Origin of the sequence: Flavobacterium collinsii, from assembly GCF_902804485.1 — a bacterium.
In the GTDB taxonomy this organism is placed as follows: Bacteria; Bacteroidota; Bacteroidia; order Flavobacteriales; family Flavobacteriaceae; genus Flavobacterium; species Flavobacterium collinsii.
Genome location: NZ_CADCST010000071.1, coordinates 74,860 through 93,350, shown reverse-complemented (window position 1 = coordinate 93,350; position 18,491 = coordinate 74,860). Strand labels below are relative to the sequence as shown.

Sequence of the window (18,491 nt, the reverse complement as noted above, 5' to 3'; positions counted from 1 at the left end):
TAAAAAAAGCCTTTTGAATGTTCAAAAGGCTTTGATTTATGATAAAGAAAGAAATTAATCTTTGCTCGATAATTTTGATAATAAACGTAAAAATTCGATGTACAACCAAACCAATGTGATGATTAATCCCATTGCACCATACCATTCCATGAATTTTGGCATTCTTTGTTGAACTCCTTTTTCGATCTGATCAAAGTCTAAGAATAAGTTTAACGCAGCAATAATAATTACAAAAACACTAATTCCAATACTCATCATTGAGTTTCCGTAATGAACAGGAGTCCAGCTTGTGAATAAAGAAACTAACCATGAGATTAGATAATAAGTAGCAATTGCTAAAGTTGCTGCAACAACAACTGACTTAAATTGCTCCGTAACTTTTACAATTCTGAATTTATATAAACCAAGGCACACTAAAAAAGTAACCAGAGTCGCTCCAACGGCATTAATTACAATTCCGGGATATTTGGCTTCAAAAATGGCTGAAATTCCTCCTATAAATAATCCTTCAAATAAAGCATAACCAGGAGCTAAATAAGGAGAGGCTTGTGGTTTAAAGGCTGAAATTACAACTAAAATTAGTCCAATGATTGCACCTCCAATAGCAGGCAGCATCACATTCATTCCATTAAATGCCATCCACCAGGTTACCATGGCCGATCCGCATAAAATTAAAAACAAGATAGCTGTTTTGTTAATCGTACCAGATAAGGTCATTTCCTGATTGTAATCAATAATTTGAGCCTGGTGTGCTTCTTCAGCTTTTGAAACAGCATTAGAGGAGAAACGCTTGTTGCTTAAAAATGGATTTTTTGAATTAAAGTTCATAATATAATTGGTTTTAAAAACTCTTCAAATATAATCGATATTTTTTGATACGCCTTTAATACTATGGAATTTTTAACAGTTCGGGGAGATTGTTTTGAAGCTTTATTCTTCTAAATAAAAAAGCCGTCAATGGGTATTGACGGCTCGTATATCTATTTTTAAATTTTTAATTTAAAAGATCTAAAACTAAAGAAGGGAATAAACCTAAAGCAATATTTAAGGCAATTGAAATTACTGCAACCGCATAAATAAGGAAAGGTTTTCCTGTACGCTCCTGGTTAGGTTCTTTAGAGTACATCGCCAGGATTAGTTTGAAATAATATCCAACACTAATAATTGAATTGATAACCGCTACAATTACTAAAGCAATGTATCCTGCCTGAATGGTTTGGTTGAATAAGAATAACTTAGCAAAGAAACCCGAGAAAATAGGAATACCAGCCATAGATAGCAAGGATCCCGTAAGGATTGCTGCCAATAACGGATTTGTTTTTCCTAAACCGTGAAAGTTCGTGATATCTTCGTTATCCTGATTTTTACATACATATAAAACAACACTGAATGCTGCGATTCCAGCCAATGCATAAGCAGCAGTATAGTACAATAAAACACCTGCTGATGTTGCAACCGTTAGCAAAGTCATTAACATAAAACCGGCATGCGAAATTCCTGAGAATGCCAACATACGTTTTACGTTTACCTGACGTAATGCCATTATATTTCCAACAGTCATAGAAGCAATAGAAATGATCACTACGATGGTTTCAAAAGTTCCTAAAAGATCCTGATTGTCTAAAGATGGAACTAAATTTAAAGCATAAACTAATTTGTAAAGAGTCGCAATGGCTACAACTTTTGCCAAAGTACTCATCAAAGCAGTTGTTAATGCCGGAGAACCTTCGTAAACATCCGGAGCCCAGAAATGAAATGGAACTGCAGCTACTTTAAATAGCATACCAATGATCATCAAAATCATTCCAATTGGAAACCAGATTGGCAATTCGGCAGATAAAGAGACTTCATGAATTTCAGCTACGTCAAAAGTACCCATTGCTCCGTAGATCAAACAAATTCCAAACAAAATGATTCCTGATGCGAAAGATCCCATTAAGAAATATTTCATACCTGCCTCGTTACTTTTTAGATTCAAACGATCGCTCGCAGCCAAAACATAAAGGGCAATTGACAGGATTTCAATTCCTAAGAAAAACATAGCTAAGTTTCCAAAAGAAACCATGGCCACTCCACCGGCTAATAAAAATAATTTGATCGCCACAAAATCGGAGATTTTGGTTGGATGATTTTCGTAAAAATTATGACTTAATGCTACCAGAAAAATAGTCAGTAAAATAAACAACGATGAAAAGGTAACAGAGAATTTACTCACTGTAATCATGTTGTTATAGTAACTTGCTGTTGATCCGAATTCGTAAAAGTTAAGCGCCAAAACACCTAGTAAACCAACGATGGTAATAGGAACAATGGCCTTTCTTAAATTAAGAATTTCAAACAATAGGCAGAAAATACCCAATCCTGTTATAGCTATTAATGTATTCATTTTTGTTTTTTTGATTTAGGAAATCTAAAACTAATGACGCCCTAATTTATTTTTATTTAAAATATTATTTAATTTTTTTATAGTGTTTAACGTTTATAAGTTTCTAAATAAATCCGAAATCAAAAATCGTTAATCCTTATTCTAAAATCTTAATTTTTATTGATAACGTTCAGAATTGTTTCTAAACTTGGTGTAATCAAATCTGTAATTGGTTTTGGATAGAATCCGAAGAAAATTAAAACAGCAATAATTGCTACTAATGAGATTCCTTCATTAACAGAAACGTCTGCAAAAGTTTTCGAATTGGTTTCTCCCAACATTACATTTTGAAACATTTTAAGCATATAATAAGCTCCTAAAATAATAGTTGTTCCGCCTAAAACAGCAAACCAGATATTAATTTGAGAAAGACTATACAAAACAGTAAATTCTCCAACAAAGTTAAAAGTACTTGGTAAAGCTACAGAAGCCAGTACCAAAATTAAAAACATAGAAGTGAATTTTGGAGATTGTGTACGGATGCCTCCTAATTTTGAAATTTCTCTGGTTTCATATCTTCTGAAGATAATTTCGGCAGCATAAAACAAACCTACTACCACAAAACCGTGAGCGATCATTTGCAATACAGCTCCACGTAAACCATCAATGGTTAAGGTGTAAGTTCCTGCAGCGATTAAACCAACGTGTGCCAAAGACGAGTAAGCCAATAATTTCTTTAAGTCTTTTTGTCTTAAAGCTACAATTGATCCGTAAATCACACCCGCAATTCCAAGGGCGATAAAAATGTCCATGTATTCTTTTGCAGCCAATGGTGCAATTGGCAATTGCCAACGAATCACACTGTACAATCCCATTTTTAACATGATACCTGATAAAAGCATCGTTCCAACAGTTGGTGCTTTTTGGTACACATTAGCCTGCCAAGTGTGGAAAGGGATGATTGGAATTTTAATAGCATAAGCCAGGAAGAAAGCTAAGAATATCCATAATTGCTCGCAAGCAGATAAATTTAATTTGTATAAATCTTCGATTAAGAAACTACCTGCTTTTTGGTACAAATAGATGAAAGCTACTAACATGAACAAAGAACCTGCCAGTGTGTAGATAAAGAATTTAACTACTGCTTTTCTGCGCTCTTCGGCATCACCATTACCCCAAATTAGAGCAATGAAGTAAATAGGAATAAGGGCTAACTCCCAGAAAATATAGTATAAAAGACCGTCTGCTGCCAGGAAAGTTCCTGTCATAGCAAATGCCATAAATAAAATTAACGCGTAAAATGCTTTTGAATTTTTGTATTCATTTCCAAAAGAAGAGAATATAATGATCGGTGTTAGCGCTACAGTCAATAAAAGCATGGCCATACCCAAACCATCTGCATTAAGGGCAAATGAAATTTTAGGCTGTGTAATCCACGTATTGATCAGGCTGATGTTTTCACCGGCACTAAAATGATTTAATAAAACAATTGAACAACCTAAAGCCGCCAAACTAAAGAACAAAGCTACTTTTGATGCTAGTTTGTCACCAACAAAATAAGTGGCAAATGCACCAATTAGAAGAATAATTAATATAAGAGAAACGTTCATAGTTGTAAAATTATTTAGCTAAAAATATATAGGAAACAATGGCACAAAGCCCTAAAACAAATGCAAAAAGATATAATCCGATACTTCCGTTTTGTAATTTTTTACCTTGAAAAGCCAGTTCATTGGCTACTTTTCCTAATCCAAAAACCAGAGCAGACAAACCTGTTTCGATATAGTCTCTGAAAAATCTTGATAATCCGTTGATAGAGCGAACGAAAATAGCATCGTAAGCTTCGTCTACATAATATTTATTGTATAACACTTTTGTCAGACCGCTAATGTTTTCATCCGCTTCCGGAACATTATCCTGTTTGAAGTATTTCACATAAGCAATTAAAATACCCAGTAATCCGCCTAAAACGGCAACACCCATTAAAGTGTATTCTGTTGTACCTAAATGGTGCTCTTCGCCTGCTACTTTAGTGAAAAGAGGGACTAGATAACCATTTAACCAGCTGTTTCCTGGTAAACTGATCAATCCGCCAAAAGTAGCCAGAATAGCTAAAATTACTAAAGGGAAAGTAATCAATCCGTCACTTTCGTGTAAGTGGTGTTTTTGCTCTTCGGTTCCTCTGAAATCTTTGAAGAAAGTAAGGAACATCAATCTAAACATATAAAATGCCGTCATGATCGAAGCAATAGATCCTACTACATAAAGTGGAATATTGTGATGGAATGCCGTTAATAAAATTTCGTCTTTTGAGAAGAAACCTGAGAAAAACGGAACACCTGAAATGGCTAATGATGAAATTAACATTGTCCAGAAAGTGATTGGCATCGCTTTACGCAAACCACCCATTTTACGCATATCCTGCTCTCCGTGTAAACCGTGAATTACAGATCCTGAACCTAAGAACAGACAAGCTTTGAAGAATGCATGAGTAATTACGTGAAAAACGGCTACTTCATAAGCTCCAAACCCTAAGGCTAAAAACATTAATCCTAATTGAGAAACAGTAGAGTAGGCCAATACTTTTTTAATATCCGTCTGAACCAGACCAATTGTTGCCGCAACTAACGAAGTAATGGCACCAATAACCGCAATAACCGATTGAACGTCCGGAGCTAAATCAAATACAAAGTTCAAACGGGTAATCATAAAGATACCGGCTGTAACCATTGTTGCAGCGTGAATTAATGCAGAAACCGGAGTTGGTCCTGCCATCGCATCAGGCAACCAGGTGTATAATGGAATTTGTGCTGATTTACCGCAAGCTCCAATAAACAAACACAAAGCAGCTAATGAAAGCAATGGGATATTTAGGTTTGCTGCTCCTGCGATTGCAGTTTTTAAAGTAGCATAATCTAAAGTTGAGAACATTGAACCTAGTATGAACATTCCGATTAATAAACCTAAATCTCCAATTCTGTTCATGATGAAAGCTTTTTTCGCAGCATCATTGTAATCCTGGTTTTTGTGCCAGAATCCAATTAATAAGTACGAACAAAGTCCAACACCTTCCCAACCGATAAATAAAACTAACAAGTTACTTCCAATTACGAGGGTAATCATGAAGAATACAAACAGATTCAAATAAGCAAAAAACTTATGCATATTCTCATCATCGTGCATGTAGCTGATAGAGTATAAATGAATCAATGATCCAATACCGGTTACAAAAAGTAACCATAATAAAGACAATTGATCTAATAAAAATCCAAGATTGATCTTTAAATTACTAATTTGAATCCAGTCAAATAAAGTAACCTGAAGGGCTTGTTTGGTTTGGCTGATTTGATTGAAAAAGAAAAGAGTAACAGCAAAAGAAACCACTACAGCAGCAGTTCCGATGATTCCTGAAACCTTTTTTCCTAAGCTCTTGCCAAAGAAAACATTGATTAAAAATCCTAAAAAAGGAGATAAAACTAAAAGTAAAGCTAAATTGGTATCCATTTTTATTTATCCTTTTAAATTTTTTAAATTATCGATACTAATCGAACCTAAATTTCTAAAGATCGAAACTAAAATAGCCAATCCAACCGCAACTTCGGCTGCAGCAACTGCCATCGAAAAGAAAACAAAGACTTGTCCCTGTGCGTCTTGATGGTAAGTTGAAAAAGCAACAAATAAAAGGTTAACAGCATTCAACATGATTTCGATAGACATGAAAACGATAATAGCGTTTCGTCTGTACAATACACCAAAAATACCAATACAGAAAAGTACAACACTCAAAAAGATGTAGTTTTCGATACCTATTTGATTTAATATATTACCCATTATTTATTTAATTTTTCTTTTTTAGACAATAATACAGTTCCAATCATGGCTACTAAAAGTAAGATCGAAGCAAATTCAAACGGAACCATATATTCGTTCAGTAATATTTTACCCAATACTTTAATCGATTGGAAATCTTCACCTGTTGAATCGTATTCGCCAACAATTGGTTTAGAGTTGATAAAAATTGCAATTAATACAACACAGATCAAACAGAAAGAAACTATGGCACCCAAACGTGTAATTCGCGGACGGTGCACTTCTTTTTGTTCGTTCAGGTTCATCAACATGATTGTAAACAGGAATAAAATCATAATCGCTCCCGAGTAGACTATCAGGTGAACAATAGCCAGGAATTGAGAGTTTAATAGTAAATAATGACCGGCAATAGAGAAAAAACAAATCACTAAATAAATAGCGCTATGAATTGGGTTTCTGCTAAAAATAGTCAGGAAAGCGGTAATCACCGTAATAAACGCTAAGAAACAAAATATAATTTGTACAGTTGTTGCGTGTGCAAAATCAGGAATATGTATCATTTAATTAGCATTATTAAGTTGAGCATTTTTGATGGCCACATCAAGAGGCATCACTAATCTGTCTTTTCCAAAAATGAAATCTTCTCTTTCATAGCTTGAAGGAACCAAAACTTTTGAAGTCGTTAGGTAAATTGCATCTTTCGGACAGGCTTCTTCACATAAACCACAGAAAATGCAACGTAACATATTGATTTCGTAGATCGAAGCATACTTTTCTTCTCTGTATAAGTGTTTTTCGTCTGCTTTACGCTCGGCAGCTTTCATGGTGATCGCTTCTGCAGGACAGGATAAAGCACATAATCCACAAGCGGTACAGTTTTCACGACCTTGCTCATCACGTTTCAATTGATGCTGACCACGATAAACCGGACTCATTTCACGAACTTGCTCAGGATAGTGAATCGTCACTTTTTTTCTGAATAAGTGTTTAAGAGTGATAAACAATCCTTTTACAATCGCCACAAGATACAATCGTTCCCAAAAAGTCATCTCTTTGTGAGAGACCATCTTTTTTCTACCCGATAATGATATAGTTTCTATTGACATTTTTTAATGTATGATTTACGATTCACAATTTGTATTAAACAAATCAAATCTGTTTTGTTTTTATTTTGAAGCTAATCCTGCTATCCGCTGTATCTTTTATGGTGAACCCCACCATAAAAGGATGCCGCTTCTATCAGGGCTAGGCATTACGGTTCTTAAAATCCTAAAGCTGCTGCAATATCGTGTCTTAAAATAACAGCTCCGGTAATCATGATGTTAATGATCGAAAGCGGAATTAGAATTCTCCAGCCTAAATTCATTAATTGATCGTATCTGAATCTTGGAATTGTCCAACGTACCCACATATAGAAAAATATGAAGAAACATATTTTAGCAAACAATACTACTATACCTAAAATATTACCGGCATTTACACCTACATTTTCTACCATCCAGCTCATTCCAGGGTAGTTGTATCCACCGAAAAATAATACAGAAATAATAGTAGCAGAGATAAACATACTCGCATATTCAGCAAATAAATAGAATCCCATTTTCATGGATGAATATTCAGTATGGTAACCTCCAATTAATTCGTTTTCACATTCTGCCAAGTCAAAAGGAGTTCTGTTAGTTTCTGCAAACGAACAAATTAGGAAGATCAGGAAAGATAATGGTTGGTAAAAAACATTCCAATTCATTCCTTCTTGTTGTAATGAAATCTCTCTTAAACTTAATGTTCCTGTCATCATCAATAAAGCAATCATCGATAATCCCATGGCAACTTCATAAGAAACCATCTGTGAAGCTGCACGAACAGCTCCCATCAGAGAGAATTTATTGTTAGAAGCCCATCCACCAATCATGATACCGTAAACTCCAACAGAAAGTACTCCAAAGATGTACAAGATACCAATGTTAATATCAGTAGCCTGCAAATAAACATCACGACCAAAAACATGCAATTTGTCTCCCCACGGGATAACAGCACTTGTCATTAAAGCAGTACTCATGGCAATTGCAGGTCCTACAACGAATAAAAATTTATTAGGTGTATTAGGAAAAAACTCTTCTTTCGAGAATAATTTCATACCATCGGCAAGAGGTTGTAACAATCCTCCCCATCCGGCACGGTTTGGTCCCACACGATCTTGAAGATAAGCTGCAACTTTACGTTCAGCCCAGGTAGAATACATTGCCATAATCATGGTTATCGCAAAAACGACAACAATAACGACACTTTTTTCTATAATAAATGCACTTTCCATTTCTTAAGATTTTTTATCATTAGTAATTAATGGAATTGCAGCCATACTAATTTTTTTACGATCAATATCTCTACCTAAAAGGATATTTTTTTCTGTATCAATTTCAACTTTCTCTAATTTTTGAGTGTAGTTGTTTTGGTTGATTACGGAGTCTTTTTCGAATTCTCTTGGTCCTTCAATTACCCAGTCGCTAACATTTTTATGGTCAAAACGACAGCTATTGCAAATGAATTCTTCTACTTCGTGGTACTCATCTTTACGACCAGTTACACGTTGAATTTCTCCTCCAAACATCCATACAGTTGTTTTTCCACAACATCCAGGAGTAGTACATTCTCTGTGAGCGTTGAAAGGTTTGTTGAACCAAACTCTTGATTTAAAACGGAAAGTTTTGTCTGTTAAAGCTCCAACCGGACAAACGTCGATCATGTTTCCAGAAAACTCATTGTCGATTGCTTTAGAAATTCCGGTTGAAATATTAGCGTGGTCACCACGATCTAATACTCCGTGAACTCTGTTGTCTGTCAATTGATCGGCAACTTGCACGCATCTTTGACATAAGATACAACGGTTCATATGCAGTTGAATATTTGGACCGATATCTTCCGGTTCAAATGTTCTTTTTTCTTCAATAAAACGTGATTTTGGGTTTCCGTGCTCAAAACTTAAGTTTTGAAGATCACATTCTCCGGCCTGATCACAAATAGGACAATCTAACGGGTGATTGATTAATAAAAATTCGGTTACAGATTTACGGGCTTCTGTTACACGATCAGAAGATTTACTGTTCACTTCCATTCCGTCCATACATCCTGTTACGCAAGATGCCATTAATTTAGGCATTGGTCTTGGGTCAGCTTCACTTCCTTTAGAAACTTCAACTAAACAACAACGACATTTACCGCCGCTGCCTTTTAATTTTGAGTAATAGCACATGGCTGGCGGAACTAAATCTCCCCCAATCATACGTGCAGCCTGCAGGATTGTTGTTCCTGGCTCTACGTCTATACTTTGACCGTCTATGGTTACTTTCATCTCTTTGTTTTGTTTTTTTAGTTTAAGGTTTAAAGTTTCAGGTTGTTGGACTTGAAACTAAAAAACATTAAAACTTGAAACTATATTTTTAAACTGTTTGCTTGCCTACTAAATGTTTTACTTGCGAAAAAGGTTCAGCTACAAAGTGATCTCTGTTTTTTATTTTTTCAGGGAAACGAACGTGATATTCAAACTCATCTCTAAAGTGACGGATTGCTGCGGCTACTGGCCAAGAGGCAGCGTCACCAAGCGGACAAATCGTGTTTCCTTCGATTTTACTTTGAATACTCCACAATAATTCGATATCCTCTTCACGGCCCTGACCGTTTTCAATTCTCCACAATATTTTTTCTAACCAACCTGTTCCTTCACGACAAGGCGTACATTGTCCGCAAGATTCGTGGTGGTAAAAACGGGCAAAGTTCCAGGTATTTCTAACCACACAGGCTGTATCGTTGTAAACTATGAATCCTCCTGAACCTAGCATCGATCCGGTAGCAAAACCACCATCACTTAAAGATTCGTAAGTCATTAATCTGTCTTCTCCGTTTGCTGTTTTGAAAATTAATTCGGCAGGTAAAATTGGCACTGAAGATCCTCCCGGAACAAACGCTTTTAAAGGTCTGCTGGAAGACATTCCGCCTAAGTATTCATCCGAATTCATGAATTCGTCAACACTTAAACCCAATTCAATTTCGTATACTCCCGGATTCTTGATGTGTCCTGAAGCCGAGATTAGTTTAGTTCCAGTAGAACGACCAATTCCGATTTTTGCATAATCATCACCAGAGTTGTTTACAATCCATGGCACAGTAGCGATAGTTTCTACGTTGTTTACCACTGTTGGGTTTGCCCAAAGTCCTGAAACCGCTGGGAAAGGTGGTTTAATACGAGGGTTTCCTCTTTTACCTTCCAGAGATTCGATAAGTGCAGTTTCTTCTCCGCAGATATAAGCTCCGGCTCCACAGTGAACGTGTAATTCTAAATCGTAACCTGTACCTAATATGTTTTTTCCTAACCAACCGGCAGCTTTAGCTTCGGCGATTGCTCTTTCTAAAATTTTGAAAACCCACATATATTCTCCACGAATGTAGATATAAGAAAGGTTAGCGCCTAAGGCATAACTTGAGGTGATCATTCCTTCGATCAATAGGTGAGGAATAAATTCCATCAAATAACGATCTTTGAAAGTTCCCGGTTCAGATTCGTCGGCGTTACAAACTAAATGTCTTGGTTTTCCTGATTTTTTATCAATAAAACTCCATTTCATTCCGGCAGGGAAACCTGCACCACCACGGCCACGTAGTCCTGATTTTTTTACTTCTTCGGTAACTTCATCCGGAGTAAGCGTTTTCAAAGCTTTTTCTACAGAGGCATATCCACCATTTTGGCGGTATACTTCGTAGGTTTTGATACCAGGAATATTGATTTTATCTAATAATATTTTCTGTGACATCTTATTTATCGTGTAATATTATTTTATCATCTCTACAATCAGCGATTAACTGATCGATTTTCTCTTCTGTCAATTTTTCTTTATAGAAATCTCCTAACTGCATCATCGGAGCGTATCCGCAAGCACCTAAACATTCTACACCGGCAATGGTAAACATTCCGTCCGGAGTTGTTTCTCCCATTTTAATGCCTAATTTCTCAGAAGTGTAATCCATTAAATTTTCAGCACCATTTAAACAACAACAAGAAGTTTGGCAAAATTCGAACATGTATTTTCCAATTGGTTTTTGGTTGTACATGGTATAAAAAGTAACCACTTCGTAAACCTCAATTGGTTTGATGTGCAAAATTTCGGCAACTTTATCCTGTAACTCAATACTTAACCAGTTGTCATGAGCGTCCTGCACTTCGTGCAAAACAGGTAACAAAGCCGATTTTCTTTTGTCCTCAGGATAATGACTGATCAATTCATTGATGCGGGACATCAATGCTTCGGTCATGTTTATTTCTTGTTTGTAATGTTTTCGTTCCATTTTTATTTTAGATTTTAGATTTTGGATTTCTGATTTTTCAATCTTTGTCCATCAATCCATATTCTGCAATCTTTATTAGTTTTTAGATTTTTCAATCTGAATTCTTCAATTCTATATAAGTCTAGATTTTTAATCTAAATTTTAAGTATGCCGTTTTGCAATCTAAAATCTTCAATCTAAAATCTAAAATTTTTTACGCGTCTAATTCTCCTGCAATTACATTTAAACTGGATAGAATAACAATTGCATCCGAAAGTAAAGCTCCTTTAATCATATCCGGATAAGCCTGATAATAAATAAAACAAGGTCTTCTGAAATGCAATCTGTATGGAGTTCTACTTCCGTCTGTAACTAAATAGAATCCAATTTCTCCATTTCCTCCTTCAACAGGGTGGTAAATTTCTGCCACTGGTACAGGAACTTCTCCCATCACAATCTTAAAGTGATAAATTAAAGATTCCATCGAAGTGTAAACATCTTCTTTTGGAGGCAGGTAGTAATCAGGAACTTCTGCATGGTATTCGTTTCCTGCCGGCATTTTAGCCAAAGCCTGACGAATAATGCTTAAACTCTCCCAAACTTCAGCATTACGTACGCAGAAACGATCGTAAGTATCTCCTGATTTTCCAACAGGAACAACAAAATCGAAATCTTCGTATGAGGAGTAAGGTTGTGCTACACGAACGTCGTAATCAACTCCCGCAGCACGTAAGTTTGGACCTGTAAATCCGTAAGCCATTGCCTGCTCTGCAGAGATAGCACCTACGTTTACAGTTCTGTCAAGGAAAATTCTGTTTCTTTCAAATAAGTTTACAAACTCTTGCCATGCAACAGGGAATTCTTCTAAAAAGACATCCAGTTTGCGGAAAGCTTCCGGTGACCAGTCTCTTTCGAAACCACCGATTCTTCCCATATTTGTTGTTAAACGAGCACCACAAATTTCTTCGTAAATCTCGTAAACTTTTTCTCTAAATTGAAAAACGTACAAGAAACCAGTATAAGCACCAGTATCTACACCCAGAATCGAGTTACAGATTAAGTGATCTGTAATACGGGCCAGCTCCATTACAATTACTCTTAGGTATTGTGCTCTTTTTGGAACTTCTATGTTTAGTAATTTCTCTAAAGTCATCCACCATCCCATATTGTTAATAGGAGAGGAGCAATAGTTCATACGGTCTGTAAGAGGAGTAATCTGGTAAAAAGGGCGATTTTCGGCAATTTTTTCGAAAGCTCTGTGGATGTAACCAATGGTTGGTTCAGCCTCAAGAATTCTTTCACCATCCATCAACAGGATATTTTGAAAAATACCGTGAGTCGCCGGGTGCGTAGGACCTAAATTAAGTACCGAAAGTTCACTTCCGTCTTCGTTTAGTTTGTCCTTAATTATTTTAGCATATCGATGCTCTGGTGATAATAATAGTTCTGACATTTTATAATGTTGAATTATTTATTTTTAGCAATTTGTTGTTGTTCTTCCAAAGAATCTGTCGTCTTTATCAGTTCTTCCGCTGTCTTCCATTGGGAATTCTTTTCGCATTGGGAAAGACACCATTTCATCCATATTCAAAATACGTTTCAGTTGCGGGTGTCCAATAAAATTGACTCCGAAGAAATCGTAAGTTTCTCTTTCCATCCAGTTTGAACTTAAGAAAATATTTGAAATGGTTTTGATCTCCGGTTTTTCACCGTTTAAGTATACTTTGATTCGAATACGTTTGTTTTCGTACCAGTTATGCAAATGGTATACGATTGCATATTGGCGATCTGTTTCGTTGTCCGGATAATGAACACCACATAAATCAGTTAAAAAGTGGAAGCGTAAATCGGAATCGTTTTTCAAAAAAAGAATCAGGGCTGTGATTTTATCAGCGGTAGTTTCCAGTGAAAAAATATCTCTTTCTTGTTGAAAGTTAAAAACACTTGTGTCAAATGTTTCTGTAAGTTTATCTTGAATCAGGGTATTTTCTAAAGCCATCTTATGTAATATTATATGAAGCTAGTAATTCTTGGTATTCCGGAGAGCTTCTGCGTCTTACAGATTCGCTTTTCACTAATTCCTGAAGTTTCATTACTCCATCTACAATTTGTTCTGGTCTTGGCGGACATCCCGGTACATAAACGTCAACCGGAATTACTTTGTCAATTCCTTGTAAAACGGAATAAGTGTCGAAAATTCCACCTGATGAAGCACAGGCTCCAACTGCAATTACCCAGCGAGGTTCAGACATTTGTTCGTAAACTTGTCTTAAAATAGGGGCCATTTTTTTTGAAATAGTTCCCATTACTAAAAGCATATCGGCCTGACGAGGAGAGAAACTCACACGCTCAGAACCAAATCGTGCCAAATCGTAATGTGAAGCCATTGTTGCCATGAATTCGATACCACAGCATGAGGTTGCAAAAGGTAGTGGCCATAACGAATTGGCTCTTGCCAAACCTACAACATCATTTAGTTTTGTAGCGAAGAAACCTTCTCCTACAACTCCTTCTGGCGGCGCAACCATATTTACATTTGAATCGCTCATTTTTTATTTCAGATTTTAGATTTCTGATTTTAGATTTTTAATCCTGAAACCGAAATCAATATTTTAAAAATCAATATTGTGTTTTGAGAAATTATCTTTCAAATCTAAAATTCTAAATCAGGGGATCTAAAATCTAGAATCTGAAATCTAAATTTTTTTTATTCCCAGTCTAACGCTTTCTTTTTGATGATATAGAAAAAACCAACTAAAAGTAGCGACATGAAAACAATCATTTTTAACATTCCTTCGATACCTAATTCTTTAAAGTTTACTGCCCAAGGGTAAAGGAAAATTACCTCTACGTCAAACAATACAAACAAAATGGCTACCAGGAAATATTTTACAGAAAAAGGAATACGGGCGTTACCAACGGATTCGATACCACATTCGAAGTTTTTATCTTTTACTTCAGAGCTTCTTTTTGGGCCTAATTTTCCGGAAATAATGATTGTTCCTACCACAAAACCAACAGCTAAAATTAACTGCATTAAAATAGGAATGTAACTGTATTGATCAGATTGCATAAACTTAGCTTTTTTACTTAAAGAATAAGCCACAAAGATAACTTTCAACTCTGTAAATCACAAGCTAAAAAATGATTTAAGTGCGCCCTTAAACCGCGTTACTAGCTAATTTTTATTGATTATAAATAAGATGAGTGGATTTTAATATTTTTTTAAGATTTGGGCAAAAAAAAACGTCCCGATTACTATCGGGACGTTTTGAAAACCATTCAGAGGCAAAAAAAATAAATTGCTATATTTTTCTTAGATTACTGCTACTTTAGCAGCAACTTTCCCTTTTCTTCCTTCTTCTTCTTCATAGCTTACACGGTCACCTTCGCGTAATTCTTCCGCGTTAATTCCTGAAGCGTGAACGAAGATGTCTTTTCCTGTTTCTTCGTCTGTAATGAATCCATAACCTTTAGATTCATTGAAAAATTTTACTGTACCTGTACGCATTGTAATTGTAATAATAATTTATAATAAAGCAAATGTAATATATAAATTCATACAAAAGACATATACCTGTTAAATTTTTGTAAAAATTATTGATTCACAGTCTTTTCGCTATTTATATTGCATCAAATTTGGTATGACAGTGCTTTATTTGAGAATCATTAATTATTATAAATAAATGTTAAAAAAGTAGCTTATGTTTTACAAATTTTTTGTATATTAAGCGGAATACGTTAAGGGCAAGGTTGTTTTTTGTGAGAAAATGCTTGATTTTACTGGTGTTCGCCTTTGTTGTTTAAGATTTTATTAACACGAAAAAAGAACAAAATGACGACAAAATGCATAAAAAAACGACAACTGAATCTTTAGTTGCCGTTTTTTTTATTTTTTCAAAAAGGAGAAAAAATTATTTCAAATCCAATTTAATGGCAAGTTCTTTTAATTGAGCTTCGTCGATTGCAGCAGGTGCATCGATCATAACATCACGTCCGGAATTGTTTTTTGGGAACGCGATAAAATCTCTAATGGTTTCCTGACCACCTAAGATTGCTACTAAACGGTCTAATCCAAATGCCAGACCTCCGTGTGGAGGTGCTCCAAACTGGAAAGCGTCCATTAAGAAACCAAATTGTGCTTTTGCCTCTTCTTCGGTAAAACCAAGATATTTGAACATCAATTGCTGAGTTGCTTTGTCGTGAATACGAATAGATCCTCCACCAATTTCATTTCCGTTTAATACCATATCGTAAGCATTGGCGCGTACTTTTCCTGGTTCGGTTTCTAATAATTGCATGTCTTCCGGTTTTGGAGAAGTAAACGGGTGGTGCATTGCGTGGTAACGCCCTGATTCTTCATCTAATTCCAATAAAGGAAAATCAACTACCCATAGCGGAGCAAATTCTTCCGGTTTGCGCAATCCTAAACGAGTTGCCAATTCCATACGAAGAGCCGAAAGCTGTGCGCGGGTTTTATTAGCAGGCCCTGAAAGTACAAAAATCATGTCTCCAGGTTTTGCACCAGTAATTTTTGCCCATTGGCCTAAATCGTCCTGATCGTAAAATTTATCTACAGAAGATTTAAAAGTTCCATCGTCGTTACATTTTGCATACACCATTCCTGATGCTCCAACCTGCGGACGTTTTACCCAGTCAATTAAACCGTCAATTTCTTTACGGGTATAATTTCCGGCTCCCGGAACTGCAATTCCCACAACTAGTTCGGCAGCATTAAATACGGGAAAGTCTTTGTGTTGTGCAAATTCGTTTAATTCACCAAATTCCATTCCGAAACGAATGTCCGGTTTGTCATTTCCATAGGTTTTCATGGCGTAGTCGTAGGTAATTCTTGGGAACTTGTCTACTTCAATGCCTTTAATTTCTTTTAATAAATGTCTGGTCAGTCCTTCAAAAATATTTAAAATGTCTTCTTGCTCCACAAATGCCATTTCACAGTCAATTTGTGTAAATTCAGGCTGACGGTCAGCACGTAAATCTTCGTCACGGAAACATTTTACAATCTGAAAATATTTATCCATTCCACCTACCATCAATAATTGCTTGAAAGTTTGTGGTGATTGTGGTAAGGCATAAAACTGTCCTTCGTTCATACGGCTTGGCACAACAAAATCTCTGGCACCTTCCGGAGTCGATTTGATAAGGTATGGAGTTTCTACTTCGCAGAAATCTAAGTCCGATAAATATTTACGAACTTCCATCGCTACTTTATGACGGAATAATAAACTGTTTTTTACAGGATTTCTTCTAATGTCTAAGTAACGGTATTTCATTCGAATATCTTCACCTCCATCAGTTTCATCTTCGATGGTAAAAGGAGGAGTTAAAGCGGCATTCAGAATGGTTAGTTCGGATACTAAAATTTCGATTTCACCGGTTGGAATATTTTTGTTCTTAGCTTCACGCTCAATTACAGTTCCTTTTACCTGAATTACAAATTCTCTTCCTAGTGTTTTTGCTAGTTCAAAAACTGCTTTATCACTACGGCTTTCGTCAAAAATAAGTTGTGTAATTCCATAACGGTCACGTAAATCAACCCAATTCATAAATCCTTTATCGCGTGATTTTTGAACCCAACCCGCTAGTGTAACTTCCGTGTTAATATTTGAGGCGTTTAATTCGCCACAATTATGACTTCTATACATGATCAAAATTTTAGATTGCAAAAGTAAACACAAAATTCAAATTAATATAGTAAAGTGATGACTTGATGCTTATAAATTTGAAATATTTTGTTAATTCTTAAATTTTGCGGCTCTAATTTCTTTAGATTTGAATAGCAAAATCAAAACTTTAATTTATATGAACAAATTTATTTTAACTGGTTTGTTGATTTGTAGCGCTTTGGGTGCTATTGGTCAGACCAAGAGTCCAATTAAATTTACCGCTAAAATTACGAACAGAAACAGCGATACTTTAGTAATTACAGGAAAGAATAATTTTAAACAGGTGATTCCAATTAATAAAAAGGAAACTTTTGTATCTTCTTTTGATGCTCCAAAAGGATTTTATACGTTTTCGGATGGAACAGAAGCTTCTTATTTGTATTTAAAGCCAAATTCGGATATTAATCTGACGATGAATGCTAAGGAGTTTGACGAAACGATTGTTTATAAAGGAAAAGGGGTTGATGAAAGTAATTTTCTGGCGCAGCAGAGTTTAAAAGATGAGAAGTTTCAAGCGGAAGCTTTTACTAAGGAAGCGAAAGAGTTTGCATCGCTTTTGGAAACAAAGCTGAAAACGGATCTGGAAAATTTAGAGAAAGGTAATTTTGATCCGGAATTTAAAACGGCTGTAAAAAAGAAATTTGACAGTTTTAATAATTATGCTGTAAGTGAGTATGAAAGTGCTGCGAAAGCAAATAAGATGACCGGAACTCCTTCTCCGGATTTTGATTATGAGAATCACAAAGGAGGAAAAACAAAGCTATCTGATTTAAAAGGAAAGTATGTTTATATTGATCTTTGGGCAACCTGGTGTGCGCCATGCCGAGCTGAGATTCCGTTCTTGCAAAAAATAGAAGAGAAGTATCACGGAAAAAATATTGAGTTTGTGAGTGTTTCTATTGACAAGGCAAAGGATAATGAAAAATGGAAGAAGTTTGTAGCGGATAAGAAGTTAGGAGGTATTCAATTGTTTGCAGATAAAGATTGGGAATCGGAGTTTGTAACCAGCTACGGAGTAACCGGAATTCCCAGATTTATTATTGTAGATCCAAGGGGTAATATTTTAAGCAGTGATGCTGAAAGACCTTCATCTCCGGAGCTTCAGGTGCAATTAGATGCCTTATTGAAATAATTTAGGTTCAAAATTACATTACCAGTGTAATTTTGGTATTTTTATAAAACACTAGTAAAACCAAGGCATAAGCTTTGGTTTTTTTGTTTTTGGGAAATTTCCAATGTTAAGTTTTTATTCAATGTTACCAAATTGTTAAGCAAAAGTTTTTTTAATGTAAACAATTGATTATATTTGATAA

At 35.5% G+C, this 18,491-nt stretch carries 18 protein-coding genes; 1 reads left to right on the top strand and 17 read right to left on the bottom strand.

The genetic code is table 11. From position 1 onward, the window contains the following. Positions 1–54 precede the first annotated feature (54 nt). The 17 genes from FLA105534_RS07255 to aspS all read right to left on the bottom strand — a co-directional run bounded on the left by FLA105534_RS07255 (position 55) and on the right by aspS (position 17,157). Entirely contained in the window at positions 55–828 is a 774-nt protein-coding gene (locus FLA105534_RS07255; protein WP_173965362.1) for a Bax inhibitor-1/YccA family protein, read from the bottom strand. 166 nt (positions 829–994) lie between these two features. Continuing rightward, on the bottom strand, positions 995–2,386 hold the full coding sequence (locus FLA105534_RS07250) for an NADH-quinone oxidoreductase subunit N (protein WP_173965361.1): 1,392 nt from the start codon (positions 2,384–2,386) through the stop codon (positions 995–997). Between the two features lie 149 nt (positions 2,387–2,535). After that, on the bottom strand, positions 2,536–3,975 hold the full coding sequence (locus FLA105534_RS07245; RefSeq protein WP_173965360.1) for a complex I subunit 4 family protein: 1,440 nt from the start codon (positions 3,973–3,975) through the stop codon (positions 2,536–2,538). 10 nt (positions 3,976–3,985) lie between these two features. Beyond that, positions 3,986–5,869 (bottom strand): NADH-quinone oxidoreductase subunit L, encoded by a 1,884-nt coding sequence (gene nuoL / locus FLA105534_RS07240; RefSeq protein WP_173965359.1) that lies wholly within the window; start codon positions 5,867–5,869, stop codon positions 3,986–3,988. 6 nt (positions 5,870–5,875) lie between these two features. Next, positions 5,876–6,196, bottom strand: coding sequence for an NADH-quinone oxidoreductase subunit NuoK (gene nuoK, locus FLA105534_RS07235; protein ID WP_017494599.1), 321 nt, complete (start codon positions 6,194–6,196; stop codon positions 5,876–5,878). Next, positions 6,196–6,735 carry an NADH-quinone oxidoreductase subunit J family protein gene (locus FLA105534_RS07230; RefSeq protein WP_173965358.1) on the bottom strand — a complete coding sequence of 180 codons (540 nt, stop codon included), beginning with the start codon at positions 6,733–6,735 and terminating at the stop codon, positions 6,196–6,198. The genes nuoK and FLA105534_RS07230 overlap by 1 nt, the downstream gene beginning before the upstream one ends. Further along, the gene (locus FLA105534_RS07225) at positions 6,736–7,281 is read right to left on the bottom strand and encodes a NuoI/complex I 23 kDa subunit family protein (protein ID WP_173965357.1); all 546 of its coding nucleotides are present in this window, start codon (positions 7,279–7,281) and stop codon (positions 6,736–6,738) included. A gap of 155 nt (positions 7,282–7,436) precedes the next feature. Beyond that, positions 7,437–8,489 (bottom strand): NADH-quinone oxidoreductase subunit NuoH, encoded by a 1,053-nt coding sequence (gene nuoH / locus FLA105534_RS07220; protein WP_173965356.1) that lies wholly within the window; start codon positions 8,487–8,489, stop codon positions 7,437–7,439. 3 nt (positions 8,490–8,492) lie between these two features. After that, positions 8,493–9,524: a 2Fe-2S iron-sulfur cluster-binding protein gene (locus FLA105534_RS07215; RefSeq protein ID WP_173965355.1), complete on the bottom strand. Its 1,032-nt coding sequence runs from the start codon at positions 9,522–9,524 to the stop codon at positions 8,493–8,495. An 88-nt stretch (positions 9,525–9,612) separates the two neighbouring features. Next, positions 9,613–10,980, bottom strand: coding sequence for an NADH-quinone oxidoreductase subunit NuoF (nuoF, locus tag FLA105534_RS07210; RefSeq protein WP_017494604.1), 1,368 nt, complete (start codon positions 10,978–10,980; stop codon positions 9,613–9,615). Between the two features lies 1 nt (position 10,981). Continuing rightward, positions 10,982–11,512 carry a complex I 24 kDa subunit family protein gene (locus FLA105534_RS07205; protein WP_055097774.1) on the bottom strand — a complete coding sequence of 177 codons (531 nt, stop codon included), beginning with the start codon at positions 11,510–11,512 and terminating at the stop codon, positions 10,982–10,984. A gap of 193 nt (positions 11,513–11,705) precedes the next feature. Next, positions 11,706–12,944 (bottom strand): NADH-quinone oxidoreductase subunit D, encoded by a 1,239-nt coding sequence (locus FLA105534_RS07200; protein WP_173965354.1) that lies wholly within the window; start codon positions 12,942–12,944, stop codon positions 11,706–11,708. 24 nt (positions 12,945–12,968) lie between these two features. Next, complete coding sequence (locus FLA105534_RS07195; RefSeq protein ID WP_017494607.1) at positions 12,969–13,490, bottom strand: NADH-quinone oxidoreductase subunit C; 522 nt, start codon at positions 13,488–13,490, stop codon at positions 12,969–12,971. Position 13,491: 1 nt separating this feature from the next. Then, the gene (locus FLA105534_RS07190) at positions 13,492–14,040 is read right to left on the bottom strand and encodes an NADH-quinone oxidoreductase subunit B (RefSeq protein ID WP_173965353.1); all 549 of its coding nucleotides are present in this window, start codon (positions 14,038–14,040) and stop codon (positions 13,492–13,494) included. A gap of 158 nt (positions 14,041–14,198) precedes the next feature. Further along, positions 14,199–14,564 (bottom strand): NADH-quinone oxidoreductase subunit A, encoded by a 366-nt coding sequence (locus FLA105534_RS07185; protein WP_173965352.1) that lies wholly within the window; start codon positions 14,562–14,564, stop codon positions 14,199–14,201. Positions 14,565–14,807: 243 nt separating this feature from the next. Next, a complete protein-coding gene (locus tag FLA105534_RS07180; RefSeq protein WP_007137066.1) occupies positions 14,808–15,002 on the bottom strand; it encodes a cold-shock protein in 195 nt (64 codons plus the stop codon). 403 nt (positions 15,003–15,405) lie between these two features. Then, positions 15,406–17,157 carry an aspartate--tRNA ligase gene (gene aspS, locus FLA105534_RS07175; RefSeq protein ID WP_173965351.1) on the bottom strand — a complete coding sequence of 584 codons (1,752 nt, stop codon included), beginning with the start codon at positions 17,155–17,157 and terminating at the stop codon, positions 15,406–15,408. 157 nt (positions 17,158–17,314) lie between these two features. Between aspS and FLA105534_RS07170 the strand changes: the two genes are divergently transcribed. After that, a complete protein-coding gene (locus FLA105534_RS07170) occupies positions 17,315–18,310 on the top strand; it encodes a TlpA family protein disulfide reductase (protein WP_173965350.1) in 996 nt (331 codons plus the stop codon). The last annotated feature ends 181 nt before the right edge of the window (positions 18,311–18,491 follow it).

Bases quoted from the DNA above. Each gene is read 5' to 3' on its own strand.
- FLA105534_RS07225 (WP_173965357.1), bottom strand. From the start codon at position 7,281: ATGTCAATAGAAACTATATCATTATCGGGTAGAAAAAAGATGGTCTCT.
- FLA105534_RS07250 (WP_173965361.1), bottom strand. From the start codon at position 2,386: ATGAATACATTAATAGCTATAACAGGATTGGGTATTTTCTGCCTATTG.
- nuoK (WP_017494599.1), bottom strand. From the start codon at position 6,196: ATGGGTAATATATTAAATCAAATAGGTATCGAAAACTACATCTTTTTG.
- nuoF (WP_017494604.1), bottom strand. From the start codon at position 10,980: ATGTCACAGAAAATATTATTAGATAAAATCAATATTCCTGGTATCAAA.
- FLA105534_RS07255 (WP_173965362.1), bottom strand. From the start codon at position 828: ATGAACTTTAATTCAAAAAATCCATTTTTAAGCAACAAGCGTTTCTCC.
- aspS (WP_173965351.1), bottom strand. From the start codon at position 17,157: ATGTATAGAAGTCATAATTGTGGCGAATTAAACGCCTCAAATATTAAC.
- FLA105534_RS07185 (WP_173965352.1), bottom strand. From the start codon at position 14,564: ATGCAATCTGATCAATACAGTTACATTCCTATTTTAATGCAGTTAATT.
- FLA105534_RS07170 (WP_173965350.1), top strand. From the start codon at position 17,315: ATGAACAAATTTATTTTAACTGGTTTGTTGATTTGTAGCGCTTTGGGT.
- nuoL (WP_173965359.1), bottom strand. From the start codon at position 5,869: ATGGATACCAATTTAGCTTTACTTTTAGTTTTATCTCCTTTTTTAGGA.
- nuoH (WP_173965356.1), bottom strand. From the start codon at position 8,489: ATGGAAAGTGCATTTATTATAGAAAAAAGTGTCGTTATTGTTGTCGTT.
- FLA105534_RS07230 (WP_173965358.1), bottom strand. From the start codon at position 6,735: ATGATACATATTCCTGATTTTGCACACGCAACAACTGTACAAATTATA.
- FLA105534_RS07205 (WP_055097774.1), bottom strand. From the start codon at position 11,512: ATGGAACGAAAACATTACAAACAAGAAATAAACATGACCGAAGCATTG.
- FLA105534_RS07195 (WP_017494607.1), bottom strand. From the start codon at position 13,490: ATGGCTTTAGAAAATACCCTGATTCAAGATAAACTTACAGAAACATTT.
- FLA105534_RS07245 (WP_173965360.1), bottom strand. From the start codon at position 3,975: ATGAACGTTTCTCTTATATTAATTATTCTTCTAATTGGTGCATTTGCC.
- FLA105534_RS07190 (WP_173965353.1), bottom strand. From the start codon at position 14,040: ATGAGCGATTCAAATGTAAATATGGTTGCGCCGCCAGAAGGAGTTGTA.
- FLA105534_RS07180 (WP_007137066.1), bottom strand. From the start codon at position 15,002: ATGCGTACAGGTACAGTAAAATTTTTCAATGAATCTAAAGGTTATGGA.
- FLA105534_RS07215 (WP_173965355.1), bottom strand. From the start codon at position 9,524: ATGAAAGTAACCATAGACGGTCAAAGTATAGACGTAGAGCCAGGAACA.
- FLA105534_RS07200 (WP_173965354.1), bottom strand. From the start codon at position 12,944: ATGTCAGAACTATTATTATCACCAGAGCATCGATATGCTAAAATAATT.